This is a genomic window from Micromonospora sp. LOL_013 (assembly GCF_048060315.1).
GTDB lineage: Bacteria > Actinomycetota > Actinomycetes > Mycobacteriales > Micromonosporaceae > Micromonospora_E.
In genome coordinates this window covers 95238-119464 of record NZ_JBHMIQ010000004.1, presented here as the reverse complement: position 1 = coordinate 119464, position 24227 = coordinate 95238, and the positions used below count along the sequence as shown (strand labels likewise).

The following is a 24227-nucleotide window of genomic DNA, read 5'->3' as shown; positions in this document are numbered from 1 at the left end:
TCGATCCACCCACATCCGCACACCGCCGGGCGGGGTGGTTCCTGCTGGCCGGCCGGCGGCACCCGGCACGCCACGGCGCCGTGGGATCGGTCCGACGGATCCCACGGCGCCGCTGGTACGTCCGCCCGCGGGGCGGTCCGGGTGGTCAGCCGACCGGCACCCGGCCCTCGGTGATGTACAACCCGTCGAAAATCATGTTCGACCGGGTGGAGCCGCGCTGCACCCCGCCGACGTGGGCACCCATCGCGGTGTGCCCGGCGACGAAGAACAACGGCACCCCGGCGGCGGCCTCCTCGGAGACCAGGGTGGCCGCCTGGCGCAGCAGGTCGGCCCGCTCGTCGGGGTCGACTGCGGCGTCCGCCTGGACGACCAGGTCCCGCAGACCGGGGATGGTCTCGCCGGACGGGTTGTACCGGCCGTCCTGGAAGAACCGTTCCCGGAACCGGCTGGACGGTGACCGGGCCGGTGCCATGGCCAGCGGCGCGGCGGCGATCTGCGGCGGCGAGTCGGCGGTGCCGTACAGCCGGGCCAGCATCTGCGCCGGGTCGATCAGCTGCAGGTCCATGGTGAACCCGGCCTGTTCCAGCTGTGCCTGCACCAGCTCACCCATCCGGACGTACGCGGTGAAGGTGCCACCGATCTCGGCGGTGAAGGTCACCCCGTCCGGATAGCCGGCCTCGGCCAGCAACTCCCGGGCCCGGTCCGGGTCGTACGGATAGGCATCGGCCAACTCGGGCGAGTACGGCACCGAACCCTCCGGGAACCACTGGGTGGCCGCCTCGGACCGGCCGTCGGTCAGCGCCTCGGTGATCGCCTCGCGGTTCAGGGCGTACCGCAGGGCCTGCCGGACCCGCACATCGTCGAACGGCTCCATCGCCTGGTTGATCAGCAACGCGCGGACCTCGTTGGTCGACGAGGACATCACCCGCAGCCGGTCGTCGGCGCAGGCCGCGGCGACCTTGTCGTCCTCGATGTACTGCACGTCCAGGTCACCGGCCTGCAGCGCGCCGAGGCTGGCGTCGGTGGAGGTCTCGATGAAGTCGATCCCGCCGAGCAGCCGCTCCTGCGCGTTCCAGTAGCCGTCCCAGGCCCGGACACTGACTTTCTCCCGGGCGTACCAGGGGCCTTCGACGGCGTACGGCCCGGCGCCGACCGGGGCGTCGCTGAACGCCGTAGAGGAGCCGGCGGCCTGTACGGCGGTGGGCGAGGCCATCAGCCCGGGCCGGTCGGACAGCACGATCGGGAAGGCGGCCGGGTTCGGCGGATCCAGATCGAACCGCACGGTGAGGTCGTCGACCACTTCGACGGCCTGGACGTTGGCCAGGTCGCCCTTGATGTTCGACTCCTCGTCGTTCATCGCCCGGTCGATGTTGAAGCGCACCGCCTCGGCGTCGAACGGGGTGCCGTCGGAGAAGACGACGCCGTCGCGGAGCTTGAACTCCATGACGTTGTCCTCGACGACGCTCCACTCGGTGGCCAGTCCAGGGATGGGCTGGTCGTTGGCGTCGAGCTTGACCAGCGGGTCGAAGATCGTCTGTAGCACGGTGATCTCGTTGGCCTCGACCATCCGGATCGGGTCCAGGGAGCTGGCCGGCACGCTGCCGTACTTCAGAACCGCGGTCGGGTCGTGGGCCACCGTGGTGGACGTCGCCGGCGGGCAGCCGGGCGCGGCGGTGCCGTTGTCGTCGGTGGTGTCGGAGTCGGTGTCGGAACTGGTGCTGCAAGCGGCGAGCGGCAGCAGGGACAACGCCAGCATCGGCGCGAGTGTGCGGTGTAGGCATCTCACTTTTCGGTCCCACCTTCAGTAGGCGGCAGTTGCTCTACCAGCGGTGCGGCACGGCGCCGGCGAGAGTAGGCGAGGAAGCTACCAACAAAGCGCTTGCTTCGTCAACGGCATGTTGCGCCGATGTTGCAGCCCGGTGCCGGGGTCAGTGCCCGCCCAGCTCGTCGGCGATCAGCCCGGCGGCGGTCCGCAGCGCCGCCGCGACCTCGGGAATCCGGGTGTTCGGGCAGCGCGCGGTGGGCATCCCGGCCGCCAACGCGCCGCGCACCCGGCCCGTCGAGTCGCGCAGGCAGACCCCGATCCCGGTGATGCCCCGCTCGCTCTCCTCGCGGTTGACCGCGTAGCCGAGGCGACGTGCGGTGGCCAATTGGCGACGCAGGGTGGCTAGATCCTCGACCGCAGGGCCGTACACCGCCGGCAGCCCTCGGGGATAGAGCACCTCCAGCTCCGCCGGACTGAGCTGGGCGAGCAGCACCTTGCCGCCGGAGGTGCAGTGTGCCGGCATCGACATCCCGGCCCGGGAACCGACGCGCAGACCGTGGGTGGCCTCCACTCCGTCGAGGAACCGGACCGCGGTGCCCTGCAGGACCGCCAGGTGCACCGTCTCCTGCAGCTCACCGCTGAGCCGCTCCAGATGCGGCCGCACCACGGTCCGCAGGTCCGGGCCGGACCGGCCGGCGAGCAGCCCCAGGTCGGCGAAGACCGGGCCGGGCAGGTACGCCCTGCGGCCGTCCTGGACGGCGAAGCCGTGGTGCTTCAACATGCCGAGCAGCCGGTGCGCGGTGGACGGCGCCACCCCGAGGTGGCGGGCGGCCTCGGCCACCCCGAGCCGGGACCGCTCCCGCAGCAGCAGGATCAGGCGCAGGGCGTTGTCGACGGACTCGATGGGGTACGGCACGGCGTTCTGCACCAGAGAATTATGACCACGTGATCATTCCGTCGTAAAGAAGGTTCCTAACCTGGCGACATGGTTGACCTGGACTCCGAGGCCGCTGCCGGCACGGTGCAGGACCGCGCTCTGCAGCAGCTCTACACCGACTTCGACGCCGCTGGACTCAAACCGCTGTGGACCGTGCGGGACGGTCTGATGCCGGTCGCCCCGACGCCCCGGGCGGTGCCCCACGTCTGGCCGTGGGACCGGCTGCTGCCGCTCGCCGCCCGCGCCGGTGACCTCGTCCCGGTCGGGCGCGGCGGCGAACGACGGGCCATCGCCCTGGCCAACCCCGGCCTGCCCGGCGACCCGTTCGCCACCGCCACCCTCTGGGCAGCGGTGCAGTACCTCGGGCCCCGCGAGGTCGCCCCGGCCCACCGGCACAGCCAGAACGCGTTCCGCTTCGTGCTCGACGGGGAAGGCGTCTGGACGGTCGTCGACGGCGACCCGGTCGCGATGCGCCGGGGTGACCTGCTGCTGACCCCGGGCTGGGCCTGGCACGAACACCACAACACCGCCGACACCGCGATGGTCTGGCTGGACGGACTGGACATTCCGCTGAACGCCCAACTCGACGCCGGGTTCTTCGAGTTCGGCCCGGACCAGCTCACCGACACGTCGACCCCGGCCTCCTCACGGGGAGAACGGCTCTGGGCCCACCCCGGGCTGCGCCCGCTGTCGGCCGACGCGGACACCGTCCACTCGCCGCTGCCGGCGTACCGCTGGACGCACACCGACGCCGCGCTCACCGCGCAGCTGGAGCTCGCCGACGAAGGGCACCCGGCGCTGGTCGAGCCCGGCCACGCGGCGGTACGGTTCGTCAACCCCACCACCGGCCGCGACGCCCTGGCGACGCTGCGCCTGGAGATGCACCGGCTGGCCGCCGGTGCATCTACCGCGACCCGCCGGGAGGTCGGCTCGTCGGTGTGGCAGGTGTTCAGCGGCCAGGCCATTGTGCTGCTCGACGGCCGGGAACACCAGGTCGGCACCGGGGACCTGTTCGCCGTACCGTCGTGGTGCCCGGTGAGCCTGCGGTCACCGCACGGCGCCGACCTGTTCCGGTTCAGCGACGCACCCAGCTACCAGGCCCTGCACCTGGCCCGGCACCAGGTGGGTGAGTTGGCATGAGACTGGCCACCATCCGTACCGGCGACCGGACCGCCGCGGTCCGGGTCGACGCCGACGCGGCGGTCGAGGTCGGCGCCGTCGACCTCGGTGAACTGCTCACTGACCCCGGTTGGGCGCAGCGCGCCGCCGCCGCCGACGGCACCCGGCACCCGGTCGACGGACTCGACCACGCTCCGCTGGTCAGCCGACCGGAGAAGATCATCTGCGTCGGGCTGAACTACCGCCGGCACATCCTGGAGATGGGCCGGCAGCTCCCGGAACATCCGACGATCTTCGCCAAGTACCCACCGGCGCTGATCGGGGCCACCGACCCGGTCGTACTGCCGGCCGCCTCGACCGCGATGGACTGGGAGGCCGAACTCGCGGTCGTCGTCGGCACCACGGTCCGGCACGCCGACCCCGGGCAGGCCGCCGCCGCGATCGCCGGCTACACCGTGCTCAACGACGTCACCGCCCGGGACTGGCAGTACCGCACCCCGCAGTGGTTGGCCGGCAAGACGTTCGAGGCGACCACCCCGCTCGGACCCTGTCTGGTCACCCCGGACGACCTCGACCTCGACGCCGGGCTCAGCGTCGAATGCCTGGTCAACGGCGAGGTGGTGCAGAGCTCCGACAGCACCGAGCTGGTCTTCGACCCGCCCGCACTGGTGGCGTACCTGTCCACCATCTGCACCCTGCGGCCCGGCGACGTGATCGCCACCGGGACACCCGGCGGCGTGGGTCACGCCCGTAAACCACCCCGGTACCTGGCCGACGGTGACGTGCTGGTCACCCGGATCGGTGGGGTCGGCGAGTGCCGCAACACCTGCTGCGCGGAGCAACCGTGACCGGCGCGGGGTCCGACGCCACCATGGGCTGGCTGACCGCCGGGGAACAGCGGTGCCGGGAACTGGTCGACCAGCTCACCGACGCCGACGCGGCGGCGCCGAGCCGGCTGCCCGGCTGGACCCGCGCCCACCTGGTCACCCACCTGGCCCGCAATGCCGACGCCCTGGTGAACCTGTTGACCTGGGCGCGGACCGGGGTGCCGACCCCGATGTACGCCAGCGCCGCCCAGCGCGGCGCGGACATCGACGCCGGCGCCGGGCGCGGCGCCGACGAGCTGCGCGCCGACCTGGCCGGTGCGGCGGGTCGGCTCGCCGACGCCGTCCGGGCCATGCCCGACGACGCCTGGTCGGCCACCGTCCGTACCGGTCAGGGCCGCGAGGTCCCCGCCGACCAGGTGCTCTGGCTGCGGGTCCGGGAGGTCTGGGTGCACCAAACCGACCTCGACCTCGGCGGCACCCTGGCCGATCTGCCCGGTCCGCTCACCGACGCGCTGCTGGACGAGGTGACCGCCACCTTTACCAGCCGTGACGCCGGTTCGACGGTCGAACTGCGGGCGACCGACCGGTCGCGGGTCTGGCGGACCGGTCCGGGAACCGTGGCGACCAGTGGTACGGGGAGCGTGGCGACCCGCGGTGCGGCCGGGTCCGGTGATACCGCACCGGTCCGGCCGGTGGAGCTGTCCGGAGCCGGTTGGCAGCTGCTCGGCTGGCTGATCGGGCGAGTGCCGGCGGACCGTTTGACGGTCCACCCGGCCGGGGCCGTGGTCGCGCCACCGCCGCCGTGGATATGACCCGGTCCGCTCGTCGGACCCCGCTGACCAGGCGCGATGACATGATCGATTTCTGGTGGCCGCCGGTTACGGCGAGTCACCGACGATAGGAGGGAGGCACCGGTGGACGGCAACGTGATCGAGTCCGACGTACTCGTCATCGGTGGGGGAATCGCCGGCTGCGTGGCGGCCGTGCGGGCCGCGGAGGCGGGCGCCTCGGTGGTCCTGGTCGACAAGACCAGGTCGGTACGCCGCTCCGGCGACGCCGGCCGGGGACTGGCCTTTCTCACCACCTACCTGGATCTGGGCGAGCCCTGGGACACCCCGGAGGTCTTCGCCGAGTGGTACTGCGACATCGCCCTAGGGCTGGTCGACATGGAGGTGGCCCGGCCGCTGGGCATCGAACCGCTGCCGGCCGTCTGCCGGTTCCTGGAGGAGTCCGGCGTGCCGCTACGCAACGCCGACGGCGACTACGAGCGGGTCGGCCGGATGTGGACGCCCGGTCCGATCGTGCTCAAGTTCGACGGCGCCGACATCAAGCCCCGGCTGGCCGAGCGGGCGGCGGCCACCGACCGGGTCCGGATCATCGGTGGGGTGCACGCCACCAGCGTGCAGCTCGACGACACCGGCCGCGCGGTCGGCGCGACCGGCTTCGACATCCGGTCCTGCGAATTCCTGACCTTCCGCGCCGGCGCGGTGATCGTCGCCACCGGTAACGCCGAACGGGTCATCTTCAACTCGCCCCGGCGCGACGCGTTCCACACCTACCACCGGCCCTACCACGCCACCACCGGGTTCGCGCTCGCCGCCCGGGCCGGCGCGGTGGCCGCCAACATCGAGTTCCTCGGGACCTTCCTCTTCCCGCGCGGCTTCGCCACCGGCGCGATGGGCAACCTGCTGGAGGCCGGTGGCCGGCTGGTCAACGGCAATGGTCAGCTCATCGCCGACCTGCCGGACGTCGAGGGGGAGCGGCGGTTCGGGTTCGGCATCGTCGGCAAGGCGGCCGGTGAGGTGCTCGCCGGCCGTGGCCCGGTGTACATCGACTGCACCCATCTGCCGCCCGCCGAGATCGCCGCGATCAGCGACTACATCTCCTACGATGCGCCGCTGTTCCTGGAGTTCCTGGAGCAGTCCGGCATCGACCTGTCCCGGCACCCGGTCGAGTTCGAGCTGTTCAACGGCGCCTGGTCGGCCACCGGGTCGCCCAAGGGCGTGGTGGTCGGCGCGGACGGGCAGACCCGGGTCCCCGGCCTGTTCGCCGCCGGTGACCTGGCCACCCCGGCGTACGCCCTGGCCGGCTCGCTGGCCAGCGGGTACGTCATCGGCCGGACCGCCGCCGAGTTCGCCCGGTCCGCCGCCGCGCCGGTGCTGGACGCCTCGGCGGTGGCCGCCGAACGTCGGCGGACCCTGGCACCGCTGAATCGGACCAACGGGATCGGCTGGCGTGAGTACGAGCACCAGCTGCAGGACCTGATGACCAAGTACGTCGGGATGGACCGCAACGAGATCGGGCTGCGGCAGGCCGCCGAGTACCTGCGCGGGTACGCGGCGGCGGCCGGCGAGGTCCACGCCGGCAACGGCCACGAGCTGATGCGCGCCCACGAGGCGTTCGACCTGCGGCTGTTCGACGAGATGATGACCGCTGTCGCGCTGGAGCGCGACGAGAGCCGGTTCAGCTTCCTGATGGGCCACTACCGCACCGACCGGCCCAGCGCCGACGACCAGCGGTGGCTCGGCGTGTCGGTTCTGGCCGGACACGACGGCGAGCAGCCGGTGCTGGAGCACACCGTGCCGACCCCGTCCTGGCGTGCGGCGCAACTGGAGAACCGGTCGGTCGTGGAACTGGTCGGTGAGCGGGGAGCACGGCTCGCCGGAAAGGTGGGATAGGCATGGCACCACGGATCAACGAGAACCTCTGTACGCTCTGCGGGATCTGCCAGGACGTCTGTCCGGGCGACATCCTGCACATCGACCGGGGCGTGGCGGAGATGGTCCGCTACCCGGACGAGTGCAGCTACTGCGACGTCTGCCGAGTGGAGTGTCCGGCCGGCGCGATCGACATCGAGTTCACCTGGAGCATGCGGCAGCAGCCGATCTCCATCCTGCCGGGCCGGCCCGACCATGATTGAGGCGAGCTACACCCTGGACATCGACGTCGGCGTCGACGAGGTGTGGTCGTTCGTCGAGGTGATCCCGAACTGGGCGCACTTCCTGGTCGGTTTCCAGAAGCTGGACCTGGTCGACGACCGGCGGTCGATCTGGACGCTGCGCGGTGACGTCGGGGTCCTTGCCCGCGAGGTGGACCTGCAGGCCGACATCACCGTCTGGGAGCCGGGCCGGCGGGCGGAGTTCACCATCACCGGGCTGACCGAACGGATCACCGGGCAGGGCAGCTTCGACATCGAGCCGATCGACGTGCCGTCGGTGCCGGGCGACGCCACTGCGGCCGGGCCGGCTGACGGTTCCCCGGCCGACGGTTCCCCGGCCTCGGGACGGCAGCGACGTCCCGAGCCCGGTGACGAGCAGACCCGTCCCGGACTGCTGCGCCGGATCAGGTTCGCCGTGGCCGGCCGGCTGCTGCGCTGGTTGAACCGCCGCCGGGCGACCCACCCACCGGCCGGTCCGGCGGCAGCGGACGGTCAGCCGGCCGCTGCTACCGAGGCCGCTGCGGTCGACCAGGAGCCGGGTCCGCCGACATCGCCGCGGACCGGCCGGTCCCGGCTGCGTTTCCATCTGCAGCTCACCCCGGGCGGGCCGATGGCCCCGATGGTCGAGCTGTTGATGGGGCCGATGGTGGAGCCGACCGCCGAGGACTTCCTGCGCAACATCCGCCAGGCACTCGAAGCCCGGCGGGCCAGCGCCTGACGAGGGGAGCAGACGAGCCATGCACGAGTTGCCACGCCGTACCGATGTGGTGGTGGTCGGCACCGGCGCCGCCGGGTTGACCGCCGCGTTGACCGCCGCTGCGGCCGGCCTGCAGGTCACCATCCTGGAGAAGGCGCCGGTGATCGGCGGCACGACCGTGGTTTCCGGCGGCTCCATCTGGGCGCCGGCGAACCGCTGGCTGGCCGAGGCGGGCGTGCCGGACAGCCGCGACGACGCGCTGACCTACCTGCGACGGCTCGCCCTGGACCGGGTCCCGGATCGGGTCATCGAGGCCTTCGTCGACCAGGTCAACCCGATGCTGGACCTGGTGGTGGCGCGCACCGGGCTGCGCTTCACTCCGAACCTGGAGCACCCGGACTACCAGCCGGAGTTGCCCGGGGCGCATCCGGGCGGGCGCACCCTGCAGAGCGACCTGTTCGACGCGACCGTCCTCGGTGAGCTGCGCGGCAAGCTGCGGCCGACGCATTCGACGGTGCCGGTGACCAAGCTCGAACTGGACCAGTGGGGGATGGACACCCTGGACCGGTGGGACTGGGCGCTGATCGCCGAACGCACCGCGAAGGGCGTGGTCGGCATGGGCGCCGCACTGGTCGGTGAGCTGCTGTACGGCTGCCTGCGGCTCGGTGCCACGGTGCACACCGACACCCGGGCGGTTCGGCTGCGGCGCGCCGGCGGACGGGTCGACGGGATCACCGTGGCCACCGGCGACGGCGAGGTGGAGATCGTCGCGCAGCGGGGTGTGGTGCTCGCCTCCGGCGGGTTCGAGTGGGACCCGGCGATGGTCGGGCAGTTCCTCGGCGTACCGATGGACGCACCGGCCAGCCCACCGGCGAACGCCGGCGACGGGTTGCGGATGGTGATGGAGGTCGGTGCCGCGCTCGGCAACATGAACGAGGCATGGTGGGGACCGATGGTGTACGCGGCCGGCGACACCTACGACGGCGCGCCGCTGTTCCGGCCCACATCGGGTCTGCGGGCGCTGCCCGGCGGGATCATCGTCAACCGGCACGGCCGGCGGTTCTCTAACGAGGCGATGAACTACAACGACCTCGGCAAGGCGATGGCCACCTTCGACCCGATCCGCTACGAGTACGCCAACCTGCCCTGCTGGCTGGTGTTCGACGACCGGTTCCGGTCGTCGTACTCGGTCGCCACGGCGACCCCGGACGCGCCGACCCCGGGTTGGATGGCGACGGCACCTACCTTGGCGGAGCTGGCCGGCGCGGTCGGCATCGATCCGGACGGGTTGGCCGAGCAGGTCGCCGAGTTCAATCGGCACGCCGCGCAGGGCCGGGATCCGCAGTTCGGTCGGGGCGCGACCGTGTACGACCGGTACCGGGGCGATCCGACGGTGACCCCGCACCGCAATCTGCGTCCGCTCGGTGACGGTCCCTATTATGCGGTACGGCTGCACCTGGGCTGTCTGGGTACCAAGGGCGGCCCGCTCTGCGACGAGCACGGCCAGGTGCGGGACGTCGACGGTGGGCTGATGGGCGGGCTGTACGCCTGCGGGAACGTGGCGGCCAGCCCGTTCGGACCGGGCTATCCGGGTGCCGGCGCGACGCTCGCCGCCGGGATGACGTACGGGTACCTGAGCGGGCGCTCGCTGGCCGCCGGGTGAGCAGCCGGCCGGTCAGCCGGCCGGTGCCGGCGCCGCCCCACCGACCGCGTCAACCGCGGCTGGTGGGGGCGCCGGGGCCGGCGCGGCGACATCGGTCTGGCGTGCGGCCAGACCGTCGAGGAAGATCGCGGTGCACTGGTCGGCGAGCCGGCTGGTGGGATTGTCGGGGCTCGGGTGGAACCACCGGACCGACAGCCATACCGCGTCGCGGATGAAGCGGTAGAACACCCGGGTATCGATGTCGGGGCGGAACGCTCCGCTGCTGACACCTGCTTCGATCACCCCGAGCCAGGCGCTCTGCACTTCGCGGGCGACGTCCTTGAGGTAGTGGAACCGGGCCAGGCCACGCAGGTAGTTGACGTCGTTCTGGTAGATCTCGGTGGCGTGCGGGTGCGCCGCGGCGGTGTCCAGCGAGGCGCGGACCAGCTCGCGCAGCCGGGTCGCCGGGTCGTTCTCTCCGGCCAGTACCTCGGCGTACCGGTGGCGCAGATCCTCCAGGTAAGGGCCGAGGATCGCCTCGACGATTGCTTCCTTCGAGTCGAAGTGGTGGTACAGGCTGCCGGACAGGATGCCTACCTCGTCGGCGATCTGCCGGACCGTGGTGGCGGCCACGCCGCGACTGGCGAAGAAGGCCGCCGCGCAGGCGATGATCTGCTGTCGTCGATCCAGCGACTCTGCCACGGTGCCTCTTTCGGGTCTGCGGTGCAACGGGCGGGCGTCAGCATAGCAGGGTCAATCAAGCGCTTGGTGCGACGGTGTCGGGGTCGGGCTGGTCGTCCCAGGTCGAGCTCGGGTAACAATCTCCAAGCGAGCGCTTGATTGGTGGCCGGTGCGCGGCTAGTTTACATGGCATTCACAAAGCCTCGGGCTTCACGGCTACCAGGAGAAGCAGATGGCAACTGGTCGGGAATACAAGTGGAACGGGGCGACCGCCCGTGTCGCGGTGGCCGGGCTGCTGCTCGCCACCGTCACCGCCTGCGGAGACGACAACGAAACCAACGAGACCGGCGGCACGATCACCATGGCCACCTGGTCCGCCACCCAGTCACTCGATCCGGTTCAGGTGGCTGGCACCGGCAACTCCGGCGGCGCGGAGCTCGCGGCGCTCTACGACACGATCATGCGGTACGACCCGGCCAGCGGCGCCTTCGAGCCGCAGACCGCCGATTCGCTGACCCCCAGCGACGACTTCACCCAGTGGACCCTCACCTTGCGTTCCGGGATCACCTTCAGCGACGGCGCGCCGTACGATTCGGCGGCCGTCGTGGCGAACATGCAACGGCACACCGAGGCGCGGTCCAACGCCAGTTCGCTGGTCGCGCCGATCACCGACTACGCCACCCCCGATGACCTGACGGTAGTGTTCACCCTCGCCTTCCCGTGGAACAACTTCCCGTTCGCCCTCGCCGGGACCCCCGGGATGGTGGTCAACCCGGCGGCGGTGGCCGCCCAGGGCGACGCGTTCGGCACCAACCCACAGGGCGCCGGTGCCGGGCCGTTCGTCTTCGACGAGTTCCGGCCCGACGAGTCGCTGACCCTCACCCGCAACCCCGACTACTGGGGCGGCGAGGTCCCGCTGGACGGGGTGCGGTTCATCCACGCCGGTGACGGGCCGCAGACCTACGAGGCGTTCCGCGCGGGCAGCGTCGACCTGGCCTTCCTGCGTGACGCCGGGGCGATCGCGGACGCCGAGGCGGACGGTGCCGAGGGCATCCGGGTCCAGTACTCCGCCAACGACACCCTGATCATGAACAACGGTTTCCCGATCACCTGCCAGGAAGGTGAACCGGCGCCCCGATGCGAGGGCCGACCGGACGGCACCCAGTTGGAGTCCACCGCACCCACCGCCGACAAGCGGGTCCGGCAGGCGGTAGCCGCCGCCATCGACCTGGAGACGCTCAAACAGCGGGTGTACGGCGGTGCCGGCTTCATGTCCAGCGACCTGATCTCCGAAGAGTCCCGTTGGTACAACGGTGTCGAAGGACCGGCGTACGACATCGAGCGGGCCCGCGAGCTCGTCGAGCAGGCCAAGGCCGACGGCTGGAACGGGCGCATCCGGATCAGCTGCCACACCGGCCTGCCGACCTGGGGGACCGCGGTACAGGGCATGCTGGAGGCGGCCGGTATGCAGGTCGACCTCACCGACCAGCAGGAGATCGCCGCAAACACCTCGGCGGTCATCGTGCGCAAGGACTTCGACCTCGCCTGCTTCGGCTCGTCGATCTCCGACGCCGAGCCGTTCTTCGCCCTCAACCGCGACTTCAACTCGACCTACGTCACCACCGGCGGTGGCAACTTCTCCGGCTACGTCAATCCCACCGTCGACGAGGCGATCGCCGCCGGGCGGGGCGCCGGCAGCGAGGCCGAGGTGAAAGCCGCGATCAGCACCATCGCCCGGGCGTACGCCGAGGACGTGCCGTTCCTCGCGCTGACCGCGCAGCCGGAGGTCGTGCTGATCTCCGACGAGGTCGGCGACGTGCTGCAGAGCGTCAACACCGTGGTGCTGCTCGGTCGGGCGACGCGGGGATGACCGGACGATCCGCGACCGACGCCGCTGACCCGTCGGCGCGGGTCACCGGCCGGGGTGGTGCCGGCGTTGCCGGCGCCACCCCGGCACCCCCGGTGGCCCTGATCACTGCGGCCGCCCACGGGATCGGGGCGGCCACCGCACGGTCCTTCGCCGAGGCCGGACACCGGCTGGTGCTGGCCGACGTCGACGCGGCCGGGCTGGCGGCGACCGCCGCCGACCTGGCCGGTGCCGATCCGGCCAGCGCTGACCGCGTGGCGACCGTCGTCGCCGACGCGACCACCGAGGCCGGCGCCGCCATGGCGGTCGACGCGGCCACCACCCGGTACGGGCGGCTGGACGCGCTGATCAACGTGGTGGGCGGCAGCCGGCCCGGCCGTACCGTGATCGACATCGACCTCGCCGAGTGGGACCGCTGGCTGTCGCTCAACCTCACCTCGGTCTACCTGATGTGCCGGGCCGCGCTGCCGCAGCTGACCGCGGTCGGCGGGGCCATCGTCAACGTCTCGTCCGGGGCCGGACTGCGCGGCATGCGGGCCAACCCGGCGTACTGCGCCGCCAAGGCCGGCGTGGTCGGACTGACCCGGGCGCTGGCCATCGACCACGGCCCCGCCGGGGTCCGGGTCAACTGCGTCGCACCCGGACCGGTCCGTACCCCGTTGATGGAGCGCAACCGCAGCGCCGCCGAGATCGACGCGATGGGCCGGATCGCGGTCCTCGGCCGGATCGGCGCACCCGCCGAGATCGCCGCGGCGATCCGATGGCTGGCCAGCGACGCGGCGTCGTACCTGACCGGTCAGACCATCGAGGTCGACGGCGGGCCGGCCCCGCTGGTGTGACCCGGCGACGACGAGAGGAGGAGCACTGATGCTACGGACGGTGGCCGTCAAGCTGGCCCTGCTCGTCCCGGTGCTGTTCCTGGTCAGCGTGGGTACGTTCGTCCTGCTCCAACTGGGGCCGGGCGACCCCGCCGCGCAGGTGCTCGGCAACGCCGGTACGCCCGCCGACTACCAGCGCATCCGGACCGAGATGGGGCTGGACCAGCCGCCCGTGCAGCGCTACCTCGAATGGCTCGGCGGCGTACTGCGCGGCGACCTCGGCCAGAACCTGGTCCCGCCGATCGAGAACGTCTCCGACCGGCTGCTGCGGGCGTTCCCGGTGAACCTGCAGCTCGCCGCGATGGCCATCGTGCTGGCCCTGCTGATCGCCGTCCCGCTGGCGATGTGGTCGGCGTACCGGGCCGGCGGGCTGGTCGACCGGTGGATCTCGGCCGGCACCATCGGCGTCATCTCGGTCCCGCCGTTCCTGGTCGGCCTGCTCCTGCTGCTGGTGTTCGCCATCCACCTGGACTGGTTCCCACTCGGACAGTGGTCCCGGCCGTCCGACGACGGTCTGGGCCAGAACCTGTGGCACGCCTTCCTGCCCGCGCTCACCCTGGCGTTGGCCGAGGCCCCGGTCTTCGCCCGGCTGCTGCGCGGCGACCTGGTCGCCACCCTGCAGGAGGACTTCATCCTGGCCGCGAAGGCCAAGGGCATGCCCGGCTGGCACATCATGCTCCGGGAGGCGCTGCGCCCCTCGTCGTTCTCGCTGATCACTCTGGCCGGGGTGAGCGCCGGCCGCCTGCTGGGCGGCACGATCATCGTCGAGGCGGTCTTCGTACTGCCCGGGGTGGGCAACGTGATCATCAACGCCGCGCAGAGCAACGACTACAAGCTGGTGCAGGGCGGCGTACTGCTGATCGCGGTCATCTACCTGCTGCTGAACCTCACCGTCGACGTGCTGTACGGCTACCTGGACCCACGGATCCGGAGGCGGCATGCCTGAGCCCAGCCGTACCCGACGCCGTCGGATCGACCTCGCCTTCTGGTTCAGCCTCGGCTGGCTGGTCGTTCTCACCGGTTGCGCCCTGCTCGCCGACCTGCTGCCGCTGGGCAACGCCGACGACACCACCCAGACGATCGGGATCGCCGGCTACGCCCGACCCGACCTGTTCTCGGCCAACCCGCTGGGCACCAACGGCTTCGGTCTCGACCTGCTGGCCCGGTCCATCTACGGAGCCCGGGTGAGCCTGCTGACCGTCGGCTGCACCGTGCTGGTCAGCCTGCTGATCGGCGGTGCGGTAGGCATGATCGCCGGCTACTTCCGTGGCTGGGTGGACGTGGTGATCGGCGTCTTTGCCGACGCCGCCCTGGTGATCCCCGCCCTCGTTTTGCTGATCGCCTTCGCCGCGGTGCTCGGCCCGCCCCGGACCGTGCCGGAGGCGGTGCTCAAGAGCGGTCTGGCCCTGGCCGTGGTCGGCATCCCGACGATGATCCGGCTGGCCCGGGCCAACACGCTGCTGTTCGCCCAACGGGAGTTCGTCACCGCCAGCCGGGCGATGGGCGCCCGGCACACCCGGATCCTGATCCGCGAACTGCTGCCCAACGTGGCACTGCCGCTGGTCTCCTACGCCTTCATCGTCGCCGCCGTGCTGATCGTCGCGGAAGGATCGCTGGCCTTCCTCGGCCTCGGGCTGCAGCAGCCCGCCCCGTCCTGGGGAAACATGATCGCCGAGGGTGGCCTGCGGGAGCTGCGCCGGCACCCGCACGTACCGCTGATCCCCGGCGTGTTCATGTTCCTCACCGTCTTCAGCCTGAACATCGTCGGGGAGCGTGCCCGGGCCCGCTGGGATCCCCGGGACTTGCAGGTCTGACGACAACGTCCGGAACCTGGCCGCCCTCGACCCGAGCAGCAGGAGGTACATCATGCGGATGGACGAGTCGGCGTTCCGGCTGGACGGCCGGGTGGCCGCGGTCACCGGTGCCGGCAGCGGAATCGGTCAGGCGGTCGCGCAGACCCTCGCCCGGGTCGGCGCCGCCGTGGTGGTCGCCGACATCGACGCCGAGCGCGGCGCGGTGACCGTCGCCGCGATCACCGACGCCGGTGGTCGGGCCAGCTTCCAGTACACCGACGTCAGCCGTCGGGCCGACCTGGACGCCCTGGCCGCCGCCGCCGTCGACCGGTACGGCGGCCTCGACATCGCGTGCAACATCGCCGGCGTACCGTCGCTGGTCCGCGACCTGACCGAGGTCACCGGCGCGGACCTCGACGCCGAGTTCGCGATCAGCGTCAAGGGCGTGCTGTACGGCTGCCAGGCCGCCGCTGCGGTGATGACCCGCCAGGGCCACGGAGCCATCGTGAACATCTCGTCGACCGCCGCCGACCTGCCCGCCGCCGGCTACGGGCTGTACCACCTCGGCAAACTCGCCGTCGTCGGGATGACCCGGACCCTCGCCCTGGAGCTCGGCCCGAAAGGGGTACGGGTCAACGCGATCGCGCCTGGCGCCACCCTGACCAATTTCAGCGCCCGCAACTTCACCGCCGCCGACGGCACCGTCGACGCCGAGCGCAAGCGTCAGTGGCTGGCCGGCATGGCGGCCCGTTCGCCGCTGAACATCGTCGGCGACCCGCAGGACCAGGCGCTGCTGGTGCTCTACCTGGTCTCCGACGCCGCCCGCTTCGTCACCGGGCAGCTGATCCGGGCCAACGGCGGATGGTCGATGGGCTGACGCCACTCCGGCCAGTTGGCGCGCCTGCACCAGGTGCCGCACCGACGTCCACGGAAGGAACACGATGACCGCCCGACCCGAGTTCGCCGCCCGTACCGCCGGGATGCGTCCGTCGAAGCTGCGGGAGCTGGTCGCGGCGGCGGCCCGGCCACCCGCCGGCGAGGTACCCGGGCCGGCCCTGCTGTCGCTCGGCGGCGGGCTGCCGCCGGCCGAGGCGTTCCCGGCGCGGGCGGTCGCCGCGGCGGCCGAGCGGGCACTGGCCGGCGCGGGCGGCTCCGCCCTGCAGTACTCGGCCACCGAGGGCGACCCGGACCTGCTCGACCTGGTCGGTGCCGACCTGGCCGGCCGGCTGCGGCTGCCCGACCCGACCGGGCGGCTGCTGGTCACCACCGGATCGCAACAAGCGCTCGACCTGATCGGCAAGGTGCTGCTGGACCCCGGTGACGTGGCGGTGGTCGAGTCGCCGGCCTACGTCGGGGCGCTGCGGGCGTTGGCCGGCTACCAGCCGAGAATCGTCGAGGTGCCGGTCGACGACGACGGGATGGACACCGAGCTGCTGGCCGGGCGGCTGCGGGCCGGGTTGCGGCCGAAGCTGTGCTACCTGGTGCCGAACTTCTCCAACCCGAGCGGACGCACCCTCACCGCGCGACGGCGTACCCGACTGGCGCAGCTCGCGGCCCGGTACGGCTTCCTCATCGTCGAGGACGACCCGTACGGTCAGCTGCGGTTCGCCGGAGCGGACCTGCCGCCGGTCGCCGCCGACGCCGCCGAGCAGGTGGTCTACCTCGGTAGCTTCTCCAAGCTGGTGGCACCCGGGCTGCGGGTCGGCTACCTGTGCGCGCCCCGGTGGCTGCACCGGCCGCTAGCGGTGGCCAAGCAGGCCACCGACCTGAACTCCGCCGCGTTGAGCCAACGGCTGCTCGTCGAGCTACTGGCCGATCCGGACTGGTTCGCCGGGCATCTGGCCGGGCTGCGGGACCTCTACCGGGTGCGGGCCGAAGCCCTGACCGGGGCGGTGGCCGGCCGGCTGGCCGGCCGGCTGGCCACCTCGATGCCGGACGGCGGGATGTTCGTCTGGGCCGGCGTCCAGGCTCCGGGGATCGACGCGTTGGCCCTGGCCCGCGCCGCGATGCGCCGGGCCGTCTCGGTGGTGCCGGGTAACGAGTTCTCGCTGGCCGACGCCTACCCCCGGCACCTGCGCCTGTCGTTCAGCATGCTGGATCCGGCGGGTCTGGTGGCCGCGGTCGGCCGCCTTGGGGACGCTGTCGACGACCTGACGGCGTCCGGGTGAGCCCGGCGATGCCGGACCCACCCGGATCTCTGTCTGCACCCCCGGGTTTGCCTGCGACGACCGGTCAGTCGGCCGGCTGGGCGGCGGTGGTGAACCGGGGCACCGGCCAGGTGGTCGGCGAGCTGGTGCTCCAGAGCACCTGGTGCACCCGTTCACTGATCCGCCAGCCGTCGCCGGTGCGGATCAGCCGGTCGGCGTAGTGCAGTCCTCGGTGCACCACCTCGTGGCCGTCCGGCACCGGCCGGACCAGGTGGGCCACCGTGTACGAGCTGGCGACCGCCGAGTCGCCGTCGACCTCGATGGTGGCCGAGCCGACCACGTGCTGGCTGGCGGCCAGTCGGGCCAGCGGCGCCATGTGCGCGACGATGTGGCGCACGCCGCGCGGCAACCGCTTGCCGGAGTACTCGGCCTGGGCGTCGTCGGTGAAGCAGCCGCCGACCGCCTCGAACTCACGCCGGTCGCAGCACTGCGCGTACCGGTTCAACAATTCGACGATGGCCGCTCGGTCATCGGCGTATCCGGACATCATGCACACCTTTCGATTGGGTGCCGCGGTTGCGCGGCACCGTCGACTCAAGAACGGGAGATCGGGTCATGGAAACGCTGACCGCCGACCGGCTGGCCATCGCCGACGTGGTGAACCGGTACTTCATGGCGATCGACAGCCGGGACTGGGACCGGCTGCGTGGCTGCTTCACCGACCACGTGGAGGGGATTTACGAAGGAGTACGGGTAGCCGGCGGGATCGACCGGATCATGGCGTTCTTCACCGGCCAGTCGCCGGTTCGCTTCCCCCTGGAGATCGTCGACCTGCGGGCGTCGATGCATTTCATCGGCAACCACTACGCCGAAGTGATCGGCGACCGCGCGGTGGCGCAGACCTACGCCCAGGCCCATCTGATCGACCGGCCGGCCACCGGCCCCCGGATGCGCACCCGGGGCCTGCGCTACCTCGACGAACTGGTCCGGGTCGACGGCCGCTGGCTGATCAGCCGTCGGGAACACGTGCTGGACTGGATGCGCCACGACGAGTTGCTTGCCGCGCCGGCCGCCGGGGACTGAGCCGCCCGTCACGGCCGCGACCGGCCGGCGGTGGCTCCGTCGGCCGGCGCGTCCTGCGGGAAGTGGCAGGCGACGTACTGGTCCGGGCCGGTCTGGCGCAACTGCGGCTCGGTGCGGGCGCAGACATCCGCCGCGCGGGGGCACCGGGTGCGGAACCGGCAGCCGCTCGGCGGGTCGAGCGCCGACGGCAGCTCACCGCTGGTGCGGACCGGTGCCGGGGAGCCGTCGTCAAGCTCCGGGATCGAGCGCAGCAGCAGCGCCGTGTACGGGTGGGCGGGACGGGCGAACAGCACATCCGGCGATGCGACCTCGCAGATCTTGCCCAGGTACATCACCACGATCCGGTCGCTGACCCGCTTCACCACCGCCAGGTCGTGGGCGACGAACAGCAGCGTCAGGCCGTACCGCTGTTTCATCTCCTCCAGCAGGTTGAGGATCTGGGCCTGCACCGAGACGTCCAGCGCGCTGACCGGTTCGTCGCAGAGCACCACGGCTGGTTCCAGCACCAGCGCGCGGGCGATGCAGACCCGCTGGCACTGCCCGCCGGAGAGCTCGTGCGGTCGCCGGTCGCCGACCAGCCGGGGGTTCAGCCCGACGGCGTCGAGGACCTCGTCCACCCGCCGCCGGGCGGCGGGACCGCCCTCGCGGTTCCAGATCCGCAGGCCTTCGGCGACGATGTCCCGGACGGTACGGCGGGGGTTGAGCGACGAGATCGGGTCCTGGAAGATCATCTGGAGTCGGGTGCGGGTGCGCCGCAGCCGCTCGCCGCGCAGCGCCGTCAACTCGGTGCCGTCGAACCGCACCGATCCACTCGTCGGCGGGGGCAGCTGCAGGATCGCCCGGCCGGTGGTGGACTTTCCGCAGCCCGACTCACCGACCAGGCCGACGGTCTCTCGGACCCGGGCGTCGAGGCTGATCCCGGAGACCGCCTGCACGCTGCGTCCCCGGCCGGCCGGGAACCGTACGGTCAGGTCCTGGACCCGCAGCACCACGTCGTCGGTGTCGCGCAGGTGCGCCCTGCCGGTGCCGGCCATCAGTTCACCGCCCCGTCGAGGGTGGACCGGTCGGTGCGGACCGGCGTGAGGTCCAGTCCGGCCCCGGTCCGCCCGTCGGCGAGGTTCTCGGCGAGCGCGCGGTCGCCGGCCTCGGTGCCGACCGGGTAGAAGCAGGCGTACCGGTGCCCGGGTTCGTCGGCCAGCGCCGGGTCCTCCTGCTGACACCGGGGCCGGGCCTGCCGACAGCGGGGGGCGAAGCGGCAGCCGGGCGGTGGGTGCACCAGGTCGGGAGCGCCGCCGGCGATCACCTCCAGCGGGGTGTGGCTGGGCTGATCGATCCGAGGGGTCGAGCGCAGCAGGGCCGCCGTGTACGGGTGCCGGGTGTACCGGAACAGCTCGGTGGTCGGTCCGATCTCGGCCACCCGTCCGGCGTACATCACCATCGTCCGGTCGGTACGGCCGGACACCACGGCCAGGTCGTGACTGATCAGGATCATCGCCATCCGCAGTTCGGTACGCAGCCGGGCGAGCAGGTCGAGGATCTCCTTCTGCACGGTCACGTCCAGCGCGGTGGTCGGCTCGTCGGCGATGAGCAGCTTGGGCGAGCAGGACAGCGCGATGCCGATCATGACGCGTTGCCGCATGCCGCCGGAGAGCTCGTGCGGGTACTGCCGCAGCCGTCGGACCGGCTCGCTGATGCCGACCTCGGCGAGTAGTTCGGCGGCACGAGTGTCGGCGGCCCGTCTGCTGAGCCCTAGGTGGTGACGCATCGGCTCGGTGAGTTGCCGACCGATGGTGCGGACCGGGTTGAGCGACGTCATCGGGTCCTGGAACACCATGGCCACCTCGGCGCCCCAGAAGTGCCGGGCGGCGGCGCCTCGTCGGTCGCGTACCTCGTGGCCCTCGAACAGGATCCGACTTTCCGCCGCGACCTGCGCCTGCCGGGGCAGGATGTTCATGACGGTGCGGACCAGCACCGATTTGCCGGACCCGGATTCGCCGACGACGCCGAGCGCCTCGCTGGGCGCGAGGGTGAAGGAGACCCCGTCGACGGCGCGCAGCACACCCCGCGGCGTCGAGAAGCTCGTGGCGAGATTCTCGACGGCGAGCAACGGAGCCGGTTCATCGGATCGCACGTTGCCAGCCTAACAAGCGCTTGGTACTTTGAGCGAGACCCCGTTACCTGCCCGAAACGTGGAGACCCGATGACTGACGACGAACTCGACGAACTGATCGCCGTGGTCCAACTGCCCGAGCGGACCCCGGAGACGGTCGAGCAGCGGGTGGCCCTTGCCGAGGACCACCGCCGGATCGCCGACCTGGTGATGCTCTACGGCTGGCTGTGCGACCGGCGTCGCTGGGACGACCTGCTGGAGTACTACACCGAGGACTTCGAGCGGCAGTTGCGCGGCACCCTGAACGAGACCGTCAAGGGCAAGGAGAAGCTCCGCGAGCTGTACATCCGCCCGGTCCTGCCCCGCTCCGGTGACGCCGACGGGCCACCGTCCGTCGATGTGATCAACTCCTACGAACTGCGTCACCTCATCCATCCTCCGGTGATCCGGGTCGCCGATGACGGCCGGACCGCCTCGGTCGCCGCCGTGTACAGCCTCGTCGCGACCAGCGGCGACGGCCCGCAGTTTCGCCGGGGCGAGCACGAAGGTGCCTACCTGTTCGGCATGCGACGTGAACCCGATGTCGGCTGGCGCTTTGCCACCATGGTTGTGATCAGCGAAAACGCCCGCAACCCCCTGTTCCGGAAAGGCTGACGGGATGCCCGGGAGATTCACCGGAAAGGTTGCTCTGGTCACCGGCGCCGGCCGGGGGATCGGCCGGGCCACCGCGCTGCGGTTCGCCGCCGAGTCAGCGACGGTCGTCGTCAACGACATCAATCCCGACGGCATCGCCGAGACCCGGGCGGCCGCCGCTGACCTGCCCGGCCGGGCAGTCGCCGGTCGGGCCGACGTCACCTCGGCCGACCAGGTGGCCGACCTGGTCGCCGAGGTGGTCGACCGGTACGGCCCGGTCGACATCCTGGTCAACAACGCCGGTGGAACACTGCCCGGAGCCGCCTGGGCGGCGGTGGCCGACGCCAGCCTCGAGGACTGGAGTGGTTTCCTCGCGTTGAACCTCACCTCGGCGTTCCTCTGCGCCCGGGCCGTACTGCCCGGCATGCTGGCCGCCGAGCGCGGGCACATCGTCGGCATCGGCTCGATCTCCGGCACCAACGGCCAGGTCAACGGTGCGGCCTACGCTGCCGCCAAGGCCGGAATGGGTGCCCTGGTCGCCTCGATCGCCAAGGAGTACGGGTCCCGCGGGATCTCGTCGAACGGGATCGTCGTCGGCAACGCGCCGTTTCCCAACCGGACCCGGGACCGCCAGCAGCATCTCGACCGGGCCGTGCACCTGGGCCGGGTCGGCGGGTACGACGAGTTCGCCGCGGCCATCGCCTTCTTGTGTTCGGAGGACTCGTCGTACCTGTCCGGGGCGATGATTCCGGTCGATGGCGGATTCCACCGGTCCAACTTGTTGTGACGAACTGGTCGCTAACACCGGCAGCCCGGCCTGCGGTATCCACCGAACAGTCCACCAGGGACACCAAACGCTGGAGTGTCGGCCCCCCAGACCATGATCGCAGGCCGTAGTCTGGCGGACATGGCCTCTGGACGTCGCCGGCAGTGGTCGACCGCGCTGCGCTCCTGGGTGAAGGTCGGGGCGAACCAGCCGTTACTGCCGGTGGTGCGCCGAGCCTTCCTGGCCTTCCTGCTGGCCTGCCTGGCCATTGTGATTCCACAGTGGCTGATCTCGCCGGTGGTCGAGCCGAGCCGCTCCTGGCCGGTGCTACCCGCCGTCGCCGTCCTGGCGGCGCTCGCCGTGCGGCTGTACCGGCGGGAACGACCGACGATCGCCCATGACCTGCTCGCCGCCGTCGCCGTCGGTGTGGTGATCTGGGCGGTCGGGGCGCTGCCGGCCGGTGGGGTGCTGTTCGTCGGCACCGCGCTGCGCGCGCTCTACGGTGGGCTGCCCGCGGCGTTGCTCTCGGTCGGGTTCACCCTCGCTGCGATGACCACCGGCGTGCTCGCCGCTGGCGGCACCCTGGCTGAGGTGCAGCTCGGCCAGTACGGACCCGGCATGCTGCTGTCGTCGTTGGCACTGCGCCTGGTGCTGCTCGCGGTACGCCGGTTCGAGGCCGGTACGGCGGCCCGGTTCGAGGCGGTCGTCCGGTCGTCGCGCGACGTGATCGTGCTGACCGACCGGGACACCACGGTCAGCTACCTGAGCCCCTCGGCGGCGGACGTGTTCCGGCTCGCCGCCGGGCTGCCCGGTGACCGGCTGCTGTCCTGGATCGTCCCGCCGGACCGGCCGGCGGCCGACGCCTGGCTCGCCCGGCTGCTCGGCGATCCCGGCGCGGCGGCGACCTTGCAGTGCCGGGTCGCGGCCCCGGACGCCGACCAGCCCGCCACGGTCGAGATCAGCGGGCAGAACCTGCTGCACGATCCGAACGTACGCGGGCTGTTGTTCGCCGTCCGTGACGTCACCGAGCGGGTACGGCTCACCGAGCGGCTGCGCCATCAGGCGTACCACGATCCGCTGACCGGCCTGGCCAACCGGGCCCTGCTGCGGGAACGGCTGGCCGTGGCGCTCGGCAGCACCACCGATGTCGCGTTGCTGCTGCTCGACATCGACTCGTTCAAGGTGGTCAACGACGCTCTCGGCCACCAGGCCGGTGACGAACTGCTGGTCGCGGTCGCCGGCCTGCTGCGGCGCCGGTTGACGGCCACCGACCTGCTGGCCGCCCTCGGCGGTGACGAGTTCGCGGTGCTGCTGACCGCCGAGCGGGCCGCCGCCCGCGACACCGAGTGGATCGCTGACGACCTGTTGGCGGTCTTCGACCGGCCGATCGAGGCGGCCGGCCACCTGCGGCTGGTCGCCGCCCGGGTCGGCATCGCGGTCAGCGACGGCGACGCCGATGCCGACCGGCTGATGCGCGAGGCCGACATCGCGTTGCAGATTGCCAAGGCCGCGCCCCGGGCACGTCGGGTGCGGTACCGCACCGAACTGCACCAGGCTGCGGTCGACCGGGTACGCCTGCAGGTGGAGGCGCAGGACGCGCTGTCGCGGCGCGAGTTCGTCCTGCACTACCAGCCGATCCACGCGCTGTCCGACGGCGCGGTACGCGGAGTGGAGGCGCTGGTCCGGTGGCGTCACCCGCAGCGCGGCATGGTCCGGCCGGACCAGTTCATTCCGCTGGTCGAGGGCAGTGGCCTGATCGTGCCACTCGGCCGCTGGATCCTCGGCGAGGCCTGTGTCACCGGTGCCGGATGGCAGCGACTCAGTGGCCGACCGTTGCAGATCAACGTCAATGTCAGCGTGCGCCAGTTCATGCTGGGTGACGTGGTCGCGGACGTGCTGGCCGCGTTGGAACGCTCCGGCCTGCCGCCGGTCACGCTGACCTTGGAGATGACCGAGAGCGTCCTGGCCACCGAGCACGATGCGATCGAGTCGCAGCTGGCCGCGCTGCGTCGACTCGGCGTCCGGATCGCCCTGGACGACTTCGGCACCGGGTTCAGTTCCCTCGGCCACCTGCACCGATATCCGATCGACGAGTTGAAGATCGACAAGCTGTTCGTGAGCCGGATCGGCGCCGAGGATCCGACCTGCCTGCCGGTGGTCCAGGCCATCCTGGCGATGAGCCGGGGACTGCGACTCAGCACGGTGGCCGAGGGGATTGAGAACGACGACCAGCGGGCCGAGCTGACCGCGATGGGCTGCGAGTTCGGGCAGGGGTTCGGCCTGTCCCGGCCGGTGGAGGAGCCGGCGCTGCGGGCCCTGCTGCGCCGGTCCGCCGTGTCCTAGC

23 protein-coding genes are annotated in these 24227 nt (G+C 71.7%); 17 read left to right on the top strand and 6 right to left on the bottom strand.

Translation table 11 applies throughout. From position 1 onward, the window contains the following. Positions 1-145 precede the first annotated feature (145 nt). Positions 146-1756 carry an ABC transporter substrate-binding protein gene (locus ACFHWS_RS04500; RefSeq protein WP_416567689.1) on the bottom strand — a complete coding sequence of 537 codons (1611 nt, stop codon included), beginning with the start codon at positions 1754-1756 and terminating at the stop codon, positions 146-148. Between the two features lie 172 nt (positions 1757-1928). Further along, positions 1929-2693 (bottom strand): IclR family transcriptional regulator, encoded by a 765-nt coding sequence (locus ACFHWS_RS04495; RefSeq protein ID WP_416553334.1) that lies wholly within the window; start codon positions 2691-2693, stop codon positions 1929-1931. 57 nt (positions 2694-2750) lie between these two features. Between ACFHWS_RS04495 and ACFHWS_RS04490 the strand changes: the two genes are divergently transcribed. From ACFHWS_RS04490 to ACFHWS_RS04460, 7 genes are all read left to right on the top strand, one after another. Continuing rightward, positions 2751-3842 (top strand): cupin domain-containing protein, encoded by a 1092-nt coding sequence (locus ACFHWS_RS04490; RefSeq protein ID WP_416553332.1) that lies wholly within the window; start codon positions 2751-2753, stop codon positions 3840-3842. Next, positions 3839-4669, top strand: a complete 831-nt coding sequence (locus tag ACFHWS_RS04485; RefSeq protein WP_416553330.1) for a fumarylacetoacetate hydrolase family protein — start codon at positions 3839-3841, stop codon at positions 4667-4669. Before ACFHWS_RS04490 ends, ACFHWS_RS04485 begins: the two co-directional genes overlap by 4 nt. After that, the gene (locus ACFHWS_RS04480; protein ID WP_416567688.1) at positions 4666-5460 is read left to right on the top strand and encodes a maleylpyruvate isomerase N-terminal domain-containing protein; all 795 of its coding nucleotides are present in this window, start codon (positions 4666-4668) and stop codon (positions 5458-5460) included. The genes ACFHWS_RS04485 and ACFHWS_RS04480 overlap by 4 nt, the downstream gene beginning before the upstream one ends. 102 nt (positions 5461-5562) lie before the next feature. Then, entirely contained in the window at positions 5563-7326 is a 1764-nt protein-coding gene (locus ACFHWS_RS04475) for an FAD-dependent oxidoreductase (protein WP_416567687.1), read from the top strand. A 2-nt stretch (positions 7327-7328) separates the two neighbouring features. After that, the gene (locus tag ACFHWS_RS04470; RefSeq protein ID WP_123602230.1) at positions 7329-7568 is read left to right on the top strand and encodes a 4Fe-4S dicluster domain-containing protein; all 240 of its coding nucleotides are present in this window, start codon (positions 7329-7331) and stop codon (positions 7566-7568) included. Further along, positions 7561-8304: a hypothetical protein gene (locus ACFHWS_RS04465; RefSeq protein ID WP_416553324.1), complete on the top strand. Its 744-nt coding sequence runs from the start codon at positions 7561-7563 to the stop codon at positions 8302-8304. The genes ACFHWS_RS04470 and ACFHWS_RS04465 overlap by 8 nt, the downstream gene beginning before the upstream one ends. 19 nt (positions 8305-8323) lie before the next feature. Further along, positions 8324-9946 (top strand): FAD-dependent oxidoreductase, encoded by a 1623-nt coding sequence (locus ACFHWS_RS04460; protein WP_416553322.1) that lies wholly within the window; start codon positions 8324-8326, stop codon positions 9944-9946. 12 nt (positions 9947-9958) lie between these two features. On the opposite strand, the gene ACFHWS_RS04455 is transcribed toward ACFHWS_RS04460, so the two are convergent. After that, positions 9959-10627: a TetR/AcrR family transcriptional regulator gene (locus tag ACFHWS_RS04455; RefSeq protein WP_416567686.1), complete on the bottom strand. Its 669-nt coding sequence runs from the start codon at positions 10625-10627 to the stop codon at positions 9959-9961. A 211-nt stretch (positions 10628-10838) separates the two neighbouring features. On the opposite strand from ACFHWS_RS04455, the gene ACFHWS_RS04450 reads away from it, so the two are divergent. From ACFHWS_RS04450 to ACFHWS_RS04425, 6 genes are all read left to right on the top strand, one after another. Beyond that, a complete protein-coding gene (locus ACFHWS_RS04450; RefSeq protein WP_416553318.1) occupies positions 10839-12476 on the top strand; it encodes an ABC transporter substrate-binding protein in 1638 nt (545 codons plus the stop codon). Beyond that, positions 12473-13312 carry an SDR family NAD(P)-dependent oxidoreductase gene (locus tag ACFHWS_RS04445; protein ID WP_416553316.1) on the top strand — a complete coding sequence of 280 codons (840 nt, stop codon included), beginning with the start codon at positions 12473-12475 and terminating at the stop codon, positions 13310-13312. Before ACFHWS_RS04450 ends, ACFHWS_RS04445 begins: the two co-directional genes overlap by 4 nt. A 28-nt stretch (positions 13313-13340) precedes the next feature. Beyond that, positions 13341-14297: an ABC transporter permease gene (locus tag ACFHWS_RS04440; protein ID WP_416553314.1), complete on the top strand. Its 957-nt coding sequence runs from the start codon at positions 13341-13343 to the stop codon at positions 14295-14297. Beyond that, on the top strand, positions 14290-15165 hold the full coding sequence (locus tag ACFHWS_RS04435; protein WP_416567685.1) for an ABC transporter permease: 876 nt from the start codon (positions 14290-14292) through the stop codon (positions 15163-15165). The genes ACFHWS_RS04440 and ACFHWS_RS04435 overlap by 8 nt, the downstream gene beginning before the upstream one ends. Positions 15166-15217: 52 nt before the next feature. Beyond that, positions 15218-16021 (top strand): SDR family NAD(P)-dependent oxidoreductase, encoded by an 804-nt coding sequence (locus ACFHWS_RS04430; protein WP_416553310.1) that lies wholly within the window; start codon positions 15218-15220, stop codon positions 16019-16021. Between the two features lie 64 nt (positions 16022-16085). Continuing rightward, on the top strand, positions 16086-17312 hold the full coding sequence (locus ACFHWS_RS04425; RefSeq protein ID WP_416567684.1) for a PLP-dependent aminotransferase family protein: 1227 nt from the start codon (positions 16086-16088) through the stop codon (positions 17310-17312). Positions 17313-17376: 64 nt separating this feature from the next. On the opposite strand, the gene ACFHWS_RS04420 is transcribed toward ACFHWS_RS04425, so the two are convergent. Next, on the bottom strand, positions 17377-17841 hold the full coding sequence (locus tag ACFHWS_RS04420) for a nuclear transport factor 2 family protein (protein WP_416567683.1): 465 nt from the start codon (positions 17839-17841) through the stop codon (positions 17377-17379). 65 nt (positions 17842-17906) lie between these two features. On the opposite strand from ACFHWS_RS04420, the gene ACFHWS_RS04415 reads away from it, so the two are divergent. Next, positions 17907-18374 carry a nuclear transport factor 2 family protein gene (locus ACFHWS_RS04415; RefSeq protein WP_416553304.1) on the top strand — a complete coding sequence of 156 codons (468 nt, stop codon included), beginning with the start codon at positions 17907-17909 and terminating at the stop codon, positions 18372-18374. A gap of 8 nt (positions 18375-18382) precedes the next feature. On the opposite strand, the gene ACFHWS_RS04410 is transcribed toward ACFHWS_RS04415, so the two are convergent. Continuing rightward, positions 18383-19408: an ABC transporter ATP-binding protein gene (locus ACFHWS_RS04410; RefSeq protein WP_416553302.1), complete on the bottom strand. Its 1026-nt coding sequence runs from the start codon at positions 19406-19408 to the stop codon at positions 18383-18385. Continuing rightward, positions 19408-20505 (bottom strand): ABC transporter ATP-binding protein, encoded by a 1098-nt coding sequence (locus ACFHWS_RS04405; RefSeq protein ID WP_416553300.1) that lies wholly within the window; start codon positions 20503-20505, stop codon positions 19408-19410. Before ACFHWS_RS04405 ends, ACFHWS_RS04410 begins: the two co-directional genes overlap by 1 nt. Before the next feature lie 69 nt (positions 20506-20574). On the opposite strand from ACFHWS_RS04405, the gene ACFHWS_RS04400 reads away from it, so the two are divergent. The 3 genes from ACFHWS_RS04400 (at position 20575) to ACFHWS_RS04390 (ending at position 24226) form a co-directional block, all read left to right on the top strand. Continuing rightward, a complete protein-coding gene (locus ACFHWS_RS04400; protein ID WP_416553298.1) occupies positions 20575-21138 on the top strand; it encodes a nuclear transport factor 2 family protein in 564 nt (187 codons plus the stop codon). A gap of 4 nt (positions 21139-21142) precedes the next feature. Continuing rightward, positions 21143-21904: an SDR family NAD(P)-dependent oxidoreductase gene (locus ACFHWS_RS04395; protein WP_416553296.1), complete on the top strand. Its 762-nt coding sequence runs from the start codon at positions 21143-21145 to the stop codon at positions 21902-21904. Between the two features lie 120 nt (positions 21905-22024). After that, positions 22025-24226 carry a putative bifunctional diguanylate cyclase/phosphodiesterase gene (locus ACFHWS_RS04390; RefSeq protein ID WP_416567682.1) on the top strand — a complete coding sequence of 734 codons (2202 nt, stop codon included), beginning with the start codon at positions 22025-22027 and terminating at the stop codon, positions 24224-24226. Position 24227: the final 1 nt, after the last annotated feature.

Bases quoted from the DNA above. Each gene is read 5' to 3' on its own strand.
- ACFHWS_RS04500 (WP_416567689.1), bottom strand. From the start codon at position 1,756: ATGCTGGCGTTGTCCCTGCTGCCGCTCGCCGCTTGCAGCACCAGTTCC.
- ACFHWS_RS04490 (WP_416553332.1), top strand. From the start codon at position 2,751: ATGGTTGACCTGGACTCCGAGGCCGCTGCCGGCACGGTGCAGGACCGC.
- ACFHWS_RS04485 (WP_416553330.1), top strand. From the start codon at position 3,839: ATGAGACTGGCCACCATCCGTACCGGCGACCGGACCGCCGCGGTCCGG.
- ACFHWS_RS04470 (WP_123602230.1), top strand. From the start codon at position 7,329: ATGGCACCACGGATCAACGAGAACCTCTGTACGCTCTGCGGGATCTGC.
- ACFHWS_RS04465 (WP_416553324.1), top strand. From the start codon at position 7,561: ATGATTGAGGCGAGCTACACCCTGGACATCGACGTCGGCGTCGACGAG.
- ACFHWS_RS04460 (WP_416553322.1), top strand. From the start codon at position 8,324: ATGCACGAGTTGCCACGCCGTACCGATGTGGTGGTGGTCGGCACCGGC.
- ACFHWS_RS04450 (WP_416553318.1), top strand. From the start codon at position 10,839: ATGGCAACTGGTCGGGAATACAAGTGGAACGGGGCGACCGCCCGTGTC.
- ACFHWS_RS04445 (WP_416553316.1), top strand. From the start codon at position 12,473: ATGACCGGACGATCCGCGACCGACGCCGCTGACCCGTCGGCGCGGGTC.
- ACFHWS_RS04440 (WP_416553314.1), top strand. From the start codon at position 13,341: ATGCTACGGACGGTGGCCGTCAAGCTGGCCCTGCTCGTCCCGGTGCTG.
- ACFHWS_RS04435 (WP_416567685.1), top strand. From the start codon at position 14,290: ATGCCTGAGCCCAGCCGTACCCGACGCCGTCGGATCGACCTCGCCTTC.
- ACFHWS_RS04430 (WP_416553310.1), top strand. From the start codon at position 15,218: ATGCGGATGGACGAGTCGGCGTTCCGGCTGGACGGCCGGGTGGCCGCG.
- ACFHWS_RS04425 (WP_416567684.1), top strand. From the start codon at position 16,086: ATGACCGCCCGACCCGAGTTCGCCGCCCGTACCGCCGGGATGCGTCCG.
- ACFHWS_RS04420 (WP_416567683.1), bottom strand. From the start codon at position 17,841: ATGATGTCCGGATACGCCGATGACCGAGCGGCCATCGTCGAATTGTTG.
- ACFHWS_RS04415 (WP_416553304.1), top strand. From the start codon at position 17,907: ATGGAAACGCTGACCGCCGACCGGCTGGCCATCGCCGACGTGGTGAAC.
- ACFHWS_RS04410 (WP_416553302.1), bottom strand. From the start codon at position 19,408: ATGGCCGGCACCGGCAGGGCGCACCTGCGCGACACCGACGACGTGGTG.
- ACFHWS_RS04400 (WP_416553298.1), top strand. From the start codon at position 20,575: ATGACTGACGACGAACTCGACGAACTGATCGCCGTGGTCCAACTGCCC.
- ACFHWS_RS04395 (WP_416553296.1), top strand. From the start codon at position 21,143: ATGCCCGGGAGATTCACCGGAAAGGTTGCTCTGGTCACCGGCGCCGGC.
- ACFHWS_RS04390 (WP_416567682.1), top strand. From the start codon at position 22,025: ATGGCCTCTGGACGTCGCCGGCAGTGGTCGACCGCGCTGCGCTCCTGG.